General features: G+C 61.9%; 10 protein-coding genes and 1 pseudogene. All 11 read left to right on the top strand.

Annotated features, from left to right (window positions below; all coding sequences use genetic code 11):
- The first annotated feature begins 293 nt into the window (after positions 1-293).
- A complete protein-coding gene (gene mraZ, locus ACZZZ4_RS03905) occupies positions 294-749 on the top strand; it encodes a division/cell wall cluster transcriptional repressor MraZ (protein WP_007917012.1) in 456 nt (151 codons plus the stop codon).
- Entirely contained in the window at positions 746-1,693 is a 948-nt protein-coding gene (rsmH, locus tag ACZZZ4_RS03900; RefSeq protein ID WP_463547289.1) for a 16S rRNA (cytosine(1402)-N(4))-methyltransferase RsmH, read from the top strand. Before mraZ ends, rsmH begins: the two co-directional genes overlap by 4 nt.
- Entirely contained in the window at positions 1,690-1,983 is a 294-nt protein-coding gene (gene ftsL, locus ACZZZ4_RS03895) for a cell division protein FtsL (protein ID WP_016773269.1), read from the top strand. The genes rsmH and ftsL overlap by 4 nt, the downstream gene beginning before the upstream one ends.
- Positions 1,983-3,722 (top strand): peptidoglycan D,D-transpeptidase FtsI family protein, encoded by a 1,740-nt coding sequence (locus tag ACZZZ4_RS03890; RefSeq protein WP_177433300.1) that lies wholly within the window; start codon positions 1,983-1,985, stop codon positions 3,720-3,722. The genes ftsL and ACZZZ4_RS03890 overlap by 1 nt, the downstream gene beginning before the upstream one ends.
- Complete coding sequence (locus tag ACZZZ4_RS03885) at positions 3,722-5,185, top strand: UDP-N-acetylmuramoyl-L-alanyl-D-glutamate--2,6-diaminopimelate ligase (RefSeq protein WP_039761379.1); 1,464 nt, start codon at positions 3,722-3,724, stop codon at positions 5,183-5,185. The genes ACZZZ4_RS03890 and ACZZZ4_RS03885 overlap by 1 nt, the downstream gene beginning before the upstream one ends.
- Positions 5,178-6,545 carry a UDP-N-acetylmuramoyl-tripeptide--D-alanyl-D-alanine ligase gene (locus ACZZZ4_RS03880; protein ID WP_434766678.1) on the top strand — a complete coding sequence of 456 codons (1,368 nt, stop codon included), beginning with the start codon at positions 5,178-5,180 and terminating at the stop codon, positions 6,543-6,545. The genes ACZZZ4_RS03885 and ACZZZ4_RS03880 overlap by 8 nt, the downstream gene beginning before the upstream one ends.
- Positions 6,545-7,627 (top strand): phospho-N-acetylmuramoyl-pentapeptide-transferase, encoded by a 1,083-nt coding sequence (mraY, locus tag ACZZZ4_RS03875; protein ID WP_016773275.1) that lies wholly within the window; start codon positions 6,545-6,547, stop codon positions 7,625-7,627. Before ACZZZ4_RS03880 ends, mraY begins: the two co-directional genes overlap by 1 nt.
- Positions 7,628-7,632: 5 nt before the next feature.
- A complete protein-coding gene (gene murD / locus ACZZZ4_RS03870) occupies positions 7,633-8,979 on the top strand; it encodes a UDP-N-acetylmuramoyl-L-alanine--D-glutamate ligase (RefSeq protein WP_415761529.1) in 1,347 nt (448 codons plus the stop codon).
- Positions 8,976-10,193: a putative lipid II flippase FtsW gene (gene ftsW, locus ACZZZ4_RS03865; RefSeq protein WP_016773276.1), complete on the top strand. Its 1,218-nt coding sequence runs from the start codon at positions 8,976-8,978 to the stop codon at positions 10,191-10,193. The genes murD and ftsW overlap by 4 nt, the downstream gene beginning before the upstream one ends.
- Positions 10,183-11,253 (top strand): undecaprenyldiphospho-muramoylpentapeptide beta-N-acetylglucosaminyltransferase, encoded by a 1,071-nt coding sequence (murG, locus tag ACZZZ4_RS03860; RefSeq protein ID WP_463547288.1) that lies wholly within the window; start codon positions 10,183-10,185, stop codon positions 11,251-11,253. Before ftsW ends, murG begins: the two co-directional genes overlap by 11 nt.
- Positions 11,246-12,670, top strand: a pseudogene (murC, locus tag ACZZZ4_RS03855) (UDP-N-acetylmuramate--L-alanine ligase); the annotation flags it as partial. The gene murG and the pseudogene murC, both read left to right, overlap by 8 nt.
- Positions 12,671-12,697: the final 27 nt, after the last annotated feature.

Here is a 12,697-nt window from a genome sequence, read left to right as displayed (position 1 = left end):
TTCAATCAACAGCCGAAGCGCCTTTGTAATACCGAAAAAATCTTACTCTTAACAAACTACTTTAACTTTCGAGCGCAGCGTTCAGTGCTGTATCAGGTTATTGGTCGAAACTTCACGTCAGATTCTCGTTGAGCCTCCTTTTACGTCGCTAAATCTCCGTTCTGTAAGGCTTTTCCTTTAATCCGCGCCTTGACGGTGTGGTGGGCGCATTCCTATAGTGTGCGCAAGTGGCGGAAAGTGGCATGAAGTGGGTTTTTTGAGCTCAAAACGATAAAAATTGGAGAAACGCTGACGTGTTTCGCGGAGCTAACGCTATCAGTCTCGATGCAAAGGGCCGTCTCGCCATGCCGAGCCGGTACCGTGACGAGCTCGATTCGCGCAGTTCCGGCCAATTGATCGTGACCATTGATGCCGTTGATCCATGCCTGTGTGTCTATCCGCTCGATGAGTGGGAAATTATTGAAACCAAGTTGCGCGCACTCCCTTCGCTTCGCGAAGAGAACCGTCGCCTGCAACGTTTATTGATTGGTAATGCCGTCGACCTCGAACTCGATGGCAGTGGTCGTTTTCTGGTTCCGCCGCGTTTGCGCGAATACGCCAAGCTCGATAAGCGCGCGATGCTGGTCGGCCAACTGAACAAGTTCCAATTGTGGGACGAGGATGCATGGAATGCGGTATCTGCCGCTGACCTTGCTGCTATTCAACAACCGGGCGCGATGCCTGATGAACTGCGTGATTTGATCCTGTGACTATTGATAGCGGCTTTAACCACATCACCGTACTGCTTGACGAAGCCGTCGAGGCTCTCGCCGTACGTCCTGATGGCTGCTATCTGGACGGCACGTTCGGGCGCGGCGGGCACAGCCGGTTGATCCTCAGCCAGCTCGGGCCGGACGGTCGACTCATCGGATTCGACAAGGATCCTCAAGCGATTGCCACCGGGCAAACGCTAGCGGCCGAAGACGGCCGCTTTGTCGTTGTGCAGCGCAGCTTTGCCGAGCTCGGTTCGGTGGTTGCCGAGCAGGGGCTGGCCGGCAAGGTCAGCGGCATTCTGCTCGACCTCGGCGTGTCGTCGCCGCAGCTCGACGATGCCGAACGCGGCTTCAGTTTCCTCAATGACGGGCCGTTGGACATGCGCATGGACCCGTCCCGTGGCATCAGCGCTGCCGAATTCGTCAACACCGCGCCGGTGGAAGAAATTGCCCGGGTGTTCAAGGAATACGGCGAAGAACGTTTCTCCGGGCGTATGGCCCGTGCCGTCGCCGAGCGCCGTGACATCAAGCCGTTCGAGCGCACCGCCGATCTGGCCGAAGTGCTGAAAATCGCCAACCCGGCGTGGGAAAAAGGCAAGAACCCGGCTACCCGCGCGTTCCAGGGTTTGCGCATTCACGTCAATAACGAACTCGGCGATCTGGAAGCCGGCCTCGACGCCGCGCTGGACGCGCTGGAAGTTGGCGGCCGTCTGGTGGTCATCAGCTTCCACTCGCTGGAAGACCGCATCGTCAAACTGTTCATGCGCAAACTGGTGAAAGGCGAGGCGGATAATCTGCCGCGCAATCTGCCGGTTCGCCACGTCGCCTTCGAACCGAAAATCAAAATCCACGGCAAAGCGCAGACGGCCTCCGACGCCGAACTCAAAGCCAACCCACGTTCCCGTAGCGCCGTCATGCGTGTCGCGGAGAAGTTGCGGTGAGCAAGCTTTTCGCCAAACCCCTGCCCGGCGGCAGCTTTCTGATGCTGCTGCTGTTTATCGGCGTGCTGTTTTCGGCCATTGCCGTGTCGTACAGCGCGCACTGGAACCGGCAATTGCTCAACACGCTTTATAACGAACTCAGCGTGCGCGACAAGGCGCAGGCGGAGTGGGGCCGGCTGATTCTCGAACAGAGCACCTGGACTGCGCACAGCCGCATCGAAGTGCTGGCCACCGAGCAACTGAAGATGCACATCCCTGGCGCGGCTGACGTGAAAATGGTGGCGCCATGATGAAACTCGAAGGCGCACTGTTCCCATGGCGCTTCCGCTTGATGGTGGCGCTGCTCGGCCTGATGGTCGCGGCGATCTGCTGGCGCATCATCGACCTGCAAGTGGTCGACCGTGACTTCCTCAAAGGTCAGGGCGACGCGCGCAGCCTGCGGCACATTCCGATTCCGGCGCACCGTGGCCTGATCACCGACCGTAATGGCGAACCTCTGGCCGTCAGTACGCCAGTGACCACGTTGTGGGCCAACGCCAAGGAAATGCAGACGGCCAAAGAGAAGTGGCCAGCGCTCGCCGCCGCGTTGGGCCAGAACCCGAAAGCCCTGAGCGAACGCCTTGAAGCCCAGGCCAACAAAGAATTCATTTACCTGGTGCGCGGGCTGACCCCCGAGCAGGGTCAGGCTGTGCTCGATCTGAAAGTGCCGGGCGTTTATGGCATCGAAGAATTCCGCCGCTTCTACCCGGCCGGTGAAGTCACCGCGCACATGGTCGGCTTTACCGATATCGACGATCACGGTCGCGAAGGTGTCGAGCTGGCCTATGACGAGTGGCTGGCCGGGGTGCCGGGCAAACGACAAGTCATCAAGGATCGCCGGGGCCGGCTGATCAAGGATGTTCAGGTCACCAAGAACGCCAAGGCCGGCAAGCCCTTGGCGTTGTCGATTGACCTGCGTCTGCAATACCTGGCCAACCGCGAGCTGCGCAACGCGATCATCGAGAACGGCGCGAAGGCCGGCAGTCTGGTGATCATGGACGTGAAGACCGGCGAAATTCTGGCCATGGTCAACCAGCCGACCTACAACCCGAACAACCGTCGCAACCTGCAACCGGCGATGATGCGCAACCGCGCGATGATCGACGTGTTCGAACCGGGTTCGACCATGAAAGCCATTTCCATGAGCGCTGCGATCGAAACCGGCCGCTGGAAACCGAGCGACACCGTCGAGGTGTACCCGGGCTCGTTGCAGATCGGCAAGTACACCATCAAAGACGTGTCGAAGACCGAAGGTCCGGTGCTCGATCTGACCGGCATCCTGATCAATTCCAGTAACGTCGGCATGAGTAAAGTCGCCTTCGATATCGGCGGCGAAACCATTTTCCGTCTCGCGCAGAAAGTCGGCCTCGGTCAGGACACCGGCCTGGGCTTCCCCGGCGAACGTGTCGGCAATCTGCCCAACTACCGCGAATGGCGCAAGGCTGAAACTGCAACCTTGTCTTACGGCTACGGCATTTCCGTGACTGCGATCCAGCTGGTGCACGCGTTCTCGGCGCTGGCCAACAACGGTCGCCTCGCGCCGCTGACCCTGATCAAAACCGACAAGATGCCGCAGACCACTCAAGTACTGCCGGAAGCCGTGGCGAAAACCATGCAGGGCATGTTGCAGCAAGTGATCGAGGCGCCACGCGGTGTGTTCCGTGCGCAGGTGCCGGCGTACCACGTGGGCGGCAAGTCGGGTACCGCGCGCAAGACTTCGGTCGGCACCAAGGGCTACGCAGAAAATTCCTACCGCTCGCTGTTCGCCGGCTTCGGCCCGATGAGCGATCCGCGTTACGCCATCGTTGTGGTGATCGATGAACCGACCAAGGCCGGTTACTTCGGTGGTCTGGTGTCGGCGCCAGTGTTCAGCCGTGTGATGTCCGGCACCCTGCGCCTGATGAACGTTACCCCGGACAACCTGCCGACCACCCAGCAGGCCAATGCCACCCCGGTCGTTCCGCTGAAAGCCAATGGAGGGCGCGGCTGATGTCATTAAGTCTGAACAAGATATTTCCCCACGCCGGCCACGATCTGTTGATCCGTGAACTGGCGCTGGACAGCCGCAACGTGCGCGCCGGCGATCTGTTTCTCGCTGTGCCCGGTGGGCGCTTCGATGGCCGTGCGCACATCGCCGATGCCTTGCAACGCGGCGCGGCTGCCGTGGCTTATGAAGTCGAAGGCGCCACCGTGCTGCCGATCACTGACGTGCCGCTGATTCCGGTCAAGGGTCTGGCGGCGCAGCTGTCGGACATTGCCGGGCGTTTTTACGGTGAGCCGAGTCATCACCTGAACCTGATCGGCGTCACTGGCACCAATGGCAAGACCAGCGTGACCCAACTGGTCGCGCAGGCGCTGGATCTGCTCGGCCAGCATTGCGGCATCGTCGGCACGCTCGGTTCCGGTTTCTACGGCGCGCTGGAAAGCGGCCTGCACACCACGCCGAATCCGATTGCCGTGCAAGCGACGCTGGGCGACCTGAAAAAGGCCGGCGCGAAAGCCGTGGCCATGGAAGTGTCGTCTCATGGTCTGGATCAGGGGCGGGTGACAGCGCTGGCGTTCGACGTGGCGGTGATGACCAATCTGTCACGTGATCATCTGGATTATCACGGCACCATGCAGGCGTACGCGGAGGCCAAGGCCAAGCTGTTCGCCTGGAATGACCTGAAGTGCCGCGTGGTCAACCTCGACGACGATTTCGGCCGGCAATTGGCGGCGGAAAAACGCGAGTCGCGTTTGATTACCTACAGCCTGCTCGACAGCAGCGCCTACCTGTTCTGCCGCGAAGCGCAGTTCGACGACCACGGCGTACGCGCCACGCTGGTCACGCCGCAAGGCGAGCATCACCTGCGCAGCACATTGCTCGGGCGCTTCAACCTGAGCAACGTGCTGGCGGCAGTCGGCGCCCTGCTCGGCCTGGATTACGCCCTCGACGAAATTCTCAAAGTGCTGCCGAAGCTCGAAGGTCCGGCCGGGCGTATGCAGCGTCTGGGTGGCGGTACGCAGCCGCTGGTAGTGGTCGATTACGCCCACACCCCGGATGCGCTGGAAAAAGTTCTCACTGCATTGCGCCCGCACGTCAAAGGTCAACTGCTGTGCCTGTTCGGCTGCGGCGGTGATCGCGATCGTGGCAAGCGTCCATTGATGGCCGAAGTGGTCGAGCGTCTGGCTGACCAGGTGCTGGTCACTGACGACAACCCGCGCACCGAAGATCCTGCTGTGATCTTCGACGACATCCGCGCCGGTTTCACCGCTGTGGATAAAGTCACTTTCGTCGCCGGTCGTGGCCAGGCCATCGCGCAACTGATCGCCGGTGCGACGGCTGACGACGTGATCGTGCTCGCCGGCAAAGGTCACGAGGACTATCAGGAAATCAACGGCGTGCGCCACGCGTTTTCCGATCTGGTCGAGGCCGATCATGCCCTGACCGCGTGGGAGGTGGCCCATGCTTAAGGCCCTGACACTCAGCGAATTGATCAACGCGCTCGACGCCCAACTGATTGGCGACGACGCCAGTTTCAATGGCGTAAGCATCGACAGCCGTGCGATCCAGCCGGGCCAGTTGTTCATCGCCCTGACCGGCCCGCGTTTCGACGGTCATGATTATCTGAACGACGTTGCCGGCAAAGGCGCCGTAGCGGCACTGGTCGAGCGCGAAGTCGCCGACAGCGCGCTGCCGCAGTTGCTGGTCAAGGACACCCGTCAGGCGCTGGGCCAACTCGGCGCCTTGAACCGTGCTGCATTCACCCAGCCAGTGGCGGCGGTGACCGGTTCCAGCGGCAAGACCACGGTCAAGGAAATGCTTGCGAGCATCCTGCGCACCCGCGGCCCGGTGCTGGCAACCCGTGGCAATCTGAACAACGACCTCGGCGTACCGCTGACCCTGATCGAACTGGCGCCGGAACACACCTCGGCCGTGATCGAACTGGGTGCCTCGCGTCTTGGCGAAATCGCCTACACCGTGGGCCTGACCAAGCCGCATGTGGCGATCCTGAACAACGCCGGCACCGCTCACGTCGGTGAGTTCGGCGGCCCGGAAAAAATCGTCGAAGCCAAAGGCGAAATCATCGAAGGTCTGGCCGCCGATGGCATCGCCGTGCTCAACCTCGATGACAAGGCTTTCGGCATCTGGAAGACCCGTGCTGCCGGTCGTCAGGTGTTGACCTTCGCCCTGAGCAACAGCGAAGCGAATTTTCACGCCAGTGATCTGGCCACTGATGCCCGCGGTTGCCCAGCGTTCAACCTGCACACGCCTGAGGGTAGCGAGCGCGTGCAACTGAACCTGCTTGGTACCCATAACGTCGCCAATGCCTTGGCAGCCGCCGCTGCTGCTCACGCCTTGGGCGTGTCGCTGTTCGGCATCGCCACTGGCCTCGGCGCGGTGCAACCGGTCAAGGGGCGCACCGTGGCGCAACTGGCGAAAAACGGCATGCGCGTGATCGATGACACCTACAACGCAAACCCCACCTCGATGTGCGCGGCCGTTGATATACTCGCCGGCTTTTCCGGCCGCACCGTCCTGGTGCTCGGAGATATCGGCGAGTTGGGCGACTGGGCGGAGCAGGGGCACCGCGACGTGGGCGAGTACGCCCGAGGCAAGGTTTCCGCGCTTTACGCGGTCGGGCCGAACATGGTCCACGCGGTAAACGCTTTCGGTGAGCAGGCGCAGCACTTCGGCACACAGGCCGAGCTGATTCAGGCCCTCGCCGCCGAGCAGGACACAAACACCACCATTTTGATCAAGGGTTCGCGCAGCGCAGCGATGGAAAACATCGTTGCGGCTCTGTGCGGGTCCAGTCTGGAGAAACATTAATGCTGCTGCTGCTAGCGGAGTATCTGCAACAGTTCTACAAAGGCTTCGCGGTCTTCCAGTACCTGACCCTGCGCGGGATTCTCGGTGTGCTGACCGCGCTGGTTTTGTCGCTGTGCTATGGCCCGTGGATGATCCGTACTCTGCAGAACCGTCAGATCGGCCAATCGGTACGTAACGATGGCCCGCAATCGCACCTGTCCAAATCCGGCACGCCGACCATGGGTGGCGCGCTGATTCTGTCTTCGATCGGCGTCAGCACTTTGCTCTGGGCGGACCTGAGCAATCGCTATGTCTGGGTGGTGCTGTTGGTGACGCTGCTGTTCGGTGCTATCGGCTGGGTCGACGATTACCGCAAAGTCATCGAGAAAAACTCCCGTGGCCTGCCGAGCCGCTGGAAGTATTTCTGGCAATCGGTGTTCGGCCTCGGCGCAGCGATCTTCCTTTATATGACTGCCGCCACGCCGGTGGAAACCACCCTGATCCTGCCGATGCTCAAGGACTACAGCATTCCGCTGGGTGCCGGGTTCATCGTATTGACCTACTTCGTGATTGTCGGTTCGAGCAACGCGGTCAACCTGACTGACGGCCTCGACGGCCTGGCGATCATGCCAACCGTGATGGTCGGCGGTGGCCTGGGGATTTTCTGCTACCTGTCGGGTAACGTGAAATTTGCCGAATACCTGCTGATTCCTTACGTGCCTGGCGCGGGCGAGCTGATTGTGTTCTGCGGCGCACTGATCGGTGCCGGCCTCGGCTTCCTCTGGTTCAACACCTATCCGGCGCAAGTGTTCATGGGCGACGTCGGTGCCCTGGCACTCGGCGCGGCCCTGGGCACCATCGCCGTGATCGTCCGCCAGGAAATCGTCCTGTTCATCATGGGCGGCGTGTTCGTGATGGAAACCCTGTCAGTGGTCATTCAGGTTGCCTCCTTTAAGCTGACCGGTCGCCGCGTGTTCCGCATGGCGCCGATTCACCACCACTTTGAACTCAAGGGCTGGCCCGAGCCGCGCGTGATCGTCCGTTTCTGGATCATCACCGTGATTCTCGTCCTGGTCGGCCTTGCCACCCTGAAGCTGAGGTAGAACGAGTGTCTCTGATCGCTTCTGACCACTTCCGCATCGTTGTCGGCCTCGGCAAGAGCGGCATGTCCCTGGTTCGCTTCCTGGCGAACCGGGGCACGTCGTTTGCCGTCGCCGACACGCGGGACAATCCACCGGAACTGGCCACGCTCAAGCGTGACTATCCGCACGTGGAAGTGCGTTGTGGCGAGCTGGACGTCGAATTCCTCTGCCGTGCCGACGAGCTCTACGTGAGCCCCGGCCTGGCGCTGGCGACCCCGGCCCTGCAAGCCGCCGCGGCCCGTGGCGTGAAAATGTCCGGCGACATCGAGCTGTTCGCGCGTAACGCGCGGGCGCCGATTGTCGCGATCACCGGTTCCAACGCAAAAAGCACCGTCACCACGCTGGTTGGCGAAATGGCGGCTGCGGCTGGCAAACGCGTCGCTGTTGGCGGCAACCTCGGCACCCCGGCGCTGGATCTGCTCAGCGATGTCGTCGAGCTGTACGTGATGGAGCTGTCGAGTTTCCAGCTGGAAACCACCGACCAGCTCAACGCCGAAGTGGCCACCGTACTGAACATCAGCGAAGACCACATGGATCGCTACAGCGGTCTGCCGGCCTATCACCTGGCCAAGCACCGGATCTTCCGTGGCGCGAAGCAGTTTGTGGTCAACCGTCAGGACGCCCTCAGCCGTCCGTTGATCGGCGAAGGTCAGCCATGCTGGACCTTTGGCCTGAGCAAGCCGGATTTCAAGGCGTTCGGCATTCGCGAAGAAGATGGCGAGAAGTACCTGGCCTTCGAATTCCAGAACCTGATGCCGGTGCGTGATCTGAAGATTCGCGGCGCGCACAACCAGTCCAACGCGCTCGCCGCATTGGCCCTGGGTCACGCTGTGGGCCTGCCGTTCGACGCCATGCTCGCAGCGCTGCGCACGTTTGCCGGTCTCGAGCATCGCTGCCAGTGGGTGCGCGATCTCGATGGCGTGGCTTATTACAACGATTCCAAAGCCACCAACGTTGGCGCTGCTCTGGCCGCCATCGAAGGCCTCGGTGCGGACATCGACGGCAAGATCATTCTGATCGCCGGCGGTGACGGCAAAGGCGCCGAATTCAATGATTTGCGCGATCCGGTGGCGGCCAACTGCCGCGCCGTGGTGCTGATGGGCCGTGACTCCGACAACATCGGCGCAGCCATTGGCGATGCCGTACCGCTGATTCGCGCGAGCTCGCTGATCGACGCTGTTGCGCAATGCCGCGCCGCTGCCCAACCGGGCGATGTGGTGCTGCTGTCGCCGGCCTGCGCCAGTTTCGACATGTTCAAGAATTACGAAGACCGTGGTCACCAGTTCGTCCGCGCTGTGGAGGAACTGGCATGAACCTGAGAAACATCATCAAGCCGTACCCGTCGCCGCTGATCACCGGGCGTGGCATCGACCTCGATTTCCCGATGCTCGCCGGTTGCCTGGCGCTGCTGGGGCTTGGCCTGATCATGATCGCCTCGGCGTCCACCGAAGTGGCGGCGGCGCAGTCGGGCAGTCCGCTGTATTACATGATTCGCCACCTTATCTATGTGGTGCTGGGCCTGGGCGCGTGCATCGTCACCATGATGATCCCGATCGCCACCTGGCAGCGCCTCGGCTGGATGATGCTGATCGGTGCGTTCGGCCTTCTGGTGATGGTGATCATCCCCGGCATCGGTCGCGAAGTGAACGGTTCGATGCGCTGGATCGGTTTCAGCTTCTTCAACGTGCAACCGTCGGAAATCGCCAAGGTGTTCGTGGTGATCTACCTCGCCGGTTATCTGGTGCGCCGACAGAAAGAAGTGCGCGAGAGCTGGATGGGCTTCTTCAAGCCGTTCATCGTCCTGTTGCCGATGGCCGGTCTGTTGCTGATGGAGCCGGACTTCGGTGCCACCGTAGTCATGATGGGCGCGGCGGCGGCGATGCTGTTCCTTGGCGGGGTCGGGCTGTTCCGTTTCTCGCTGATGGTGGTGCTGGCGGTCGGCGCGGTGGTTTTGCTGATTCAGATGCAGCCCTATCGAATGGCGCGTCTGACCAACTTCGCCGACCCGTGGGCCGACCAGTTCGGCGCCGGTTATCAGTTGTCGCAAGCCTTGATCGCGTTTGGTCGCGGCGAGTGGCTGGGCGTCGGCCTGGGCAACAGCGTGCAGAAACAGTTCTACCTGCCGGAAGCGCACACCGACTTCGTGTTCTCGGTACTCGCCGAAGAACTCGGTGCGGTCGGTTCGCTCTGCACCGTCGCGCTGTTCGTGTTCGTGTGTATTCGCGGCATGTACATCGGCCTGTGGGCGGAGAAGGCCAAGCAGTTCTTTGCCGCTTACGTGGCTTACGGCTTGTCGTTCCTGTGGATTGGTCAGTTCCTGATCAACATCGGCGTGAACGTAGGCCTGTTGCCAACCAAAGGTCTGACCTTGCCATTCCTCAGTTACGGCGGCAGCTCGCTGGTGATCTGCTGTGCCTGCCTGGGCCTGTTGTTGCGCATCGAGTGGGAGAGTCGAACCCACTTGGGCAGCGAAGAGATGGAATTCCAGGAGAGCGACTTCGCCGAGGAGCCGACTCATGGGCGCTAACGTATTGATCATGGCCGGCGGTACCGGCGGCCACGTGTTCCCGGCGCTGGCCTGTGCCCGCGAGTTTCAGGCGCGCGGCTACACCGTGCACTGGCTCGGCACGCCACGCGGGATCGAAAACGAACTGGTCCCGGCGGCAGGGCTTGAACTGCATCGGATCAACGCCAGCGGACTGCGCGGCAAGGGCAAGCTGTCGCTGCTCAAGGCGCCGCTGATGCTGCTCAAATCGATATGGCAGGCGCGGGCGATCATGCGCCGCCTGAAGCCGGTGTGCGTGGTCGGCTTCGGCGGTTATGTGACCGGCCCTGGCGGCCTTGCTGCGAAACTGGCCGGCGTGCCAGTGATCGTTCACGAGCAGAACGCGGTCGCCGGCACCGCCAATCGGTTGCTGGTGCCGTTCGCCGCCCGAGTGTGTGAAGCGTTCCCCGACACCTTTACTCTGTCGGACAGCCGCCGTACTACCGGTAATCCGGTGCGCAGCGAGCTGTTCCTCGACACATCGCGACCGGCGCTGACCGGGCGCAAAGCGCGTTTGCTGATCCTTGGCGGCAGCCTCGGCGCAGAACCGTTGAACAAATTGCTGCCTGAAGCCCTGGCCCAAGTCGCTGCCGACCTGCGCCCGGAAGTGTTTCATCAGGCCGGCAAAAATCACGATGAAGTGACTGCCGAGCGTTACCGCGCCGCGGGCGTGGAAGCGCAGGTGCAGCCGTTCATCAAAGACATGGCCCAGGCCTATGGCTGGGCTGACCTGGTGGTGTGCCGCGCCGGCGCGCTGACCATCAGTGAGCTGGCGGCCGCCGGTCTGCCCTCGATGCTGGTGCCTTTGCCCCATGCGATCGACGATCACCAGACCCGCAACGCCGATTATTTGGCCCGCGAAGGCGCTGCCTTCCTGATGCCGCAAAGAACGACTGGTGCCGCGGATCTCGCCGCGCGCCTGACAGAGGTCTTGATGCAACCGCAACGACTCGAAGCAATGGCCCAAGCGGCCCGCCGACTGGCCAAACCCGATGCCACCCGTAGCGTGGTCGATACCTGTCTGGAGGTGGCCCATGGTTGAGAATCAGAAAGCCATGCCACAACCGGAAATGCGCCGCATCCGTCGCATCCACTTCGTCGGCATCGGCGGCGTGGGCATGTGCGGTATCGCTGAAGTGTTGTTGAACCTGGGCTATCAAGTCTCCGGTTCCGACCTGAAAGCGTCGCCGGTGACCGAACGCCTGGAGTCGTTTGGCGCGCAGATCTTCATCGGTCACCGTGCCGAGAACGCCGCTACCGCCGATGTGCTGGTGGTGTCGAGCGCTGTGAACACGTCCAACCCGGAAGTGGCGACTGCCCTTGAGCGCCGCATTCCAGTGGTGCCGCGCGCAGAAATGCTCGCCGAACTGATGCGCTATCGCCACGGTATTGCCGTCGCCGGTACCCACGGCAAAACCACCACCACCAGCCTGATCGCTTCGGTGTTCGCCGCCGGTGGCCTGGACCCGACGTTCGTGATCGGTGGTCGTCTGAATGCAGCGGGCACCAATGCCCAGCTCGGCACCAGCCGTTACCTGATCGCCGAAGCCGACGAAAGCGATGCGAGCTTCCTGCATCTGCAGCCGCTGGTGGCCGTGGTCACCAACATCGACGCTGACCACATGGCGACCTATGACGGTGACTTCAACAAACTGAAGAAAACCTTCGTCGAATTCCTGCACAACCTGCCGTTCTACGGGCTGGCGGTGATGTGCCTGGACGATCCGGTGGTGCGCGAAATCCTGCCGCTGGTGAAACGTCCGACCGTGACCTACGGCTTCAGCGAAGACGCCGACGTACGCGCAATCAATGTGCGCCAGCAAGGCATGCAGACTTTCTTTACCGTGCTACGCCCGGATCGCGAGCCGCTGGACGTGTCGGTGAACATGCCGGGCAACCACAACGTGCTCAACTCGCTGGCGACCATCTGCATCGCCACCGACGAAGGCGTCAGCGATGAAGCCATCGTTCAGGGCCTGTCGGGCTTCCAGGGTGTTGGTCGGCGCTTCCAAGTCTACGGCGAACTGCCGGTAGATGGCGGCAACGTAATGCTGGTCGACGACTACGGTCACCACCCGACCGAAGTCGCTGCGGTGATCAAAGCCGTGCGCGGTGGCTGGCCGGAGCGCCGTCTGGTGATGGTCTACCAGCCGCACCGCTACAGCCGCACCCGCGATCTGTACGACGATTTCGTCAATGTACTGGCCGATGCCAACGTGCTGCTGCTGATGGAAGTCTATCCGGCCGGCGAAGAGCCGATCCCGGGCGCCGACAGCCGCAAGCTGTGCAACAGCATCCGCCAGCGCGGTCAGCTCGACCCGATCTACATCGAGCGGGGCGTCGACCTGGCGCCGTTGGTCAAGCCGCTGCTGCGCGCCGGCGACATTCTGTTGTGCCAGGGCGCGGGTGATATCGGCGGTCTCGCGCCGAAGCTGTTGAAAAGTGAATTGTTCGCCGGCGCCGTGGCGGCGCCGGTCGAGGAAGTT

The organism is Pseudomonas sp. AC252, from assembly GCF_979258105.1.
Note: the sequence above shows the minus strand (reverse complement) of the source record. Positions and strands in the feature narration are given on the sequence as shown.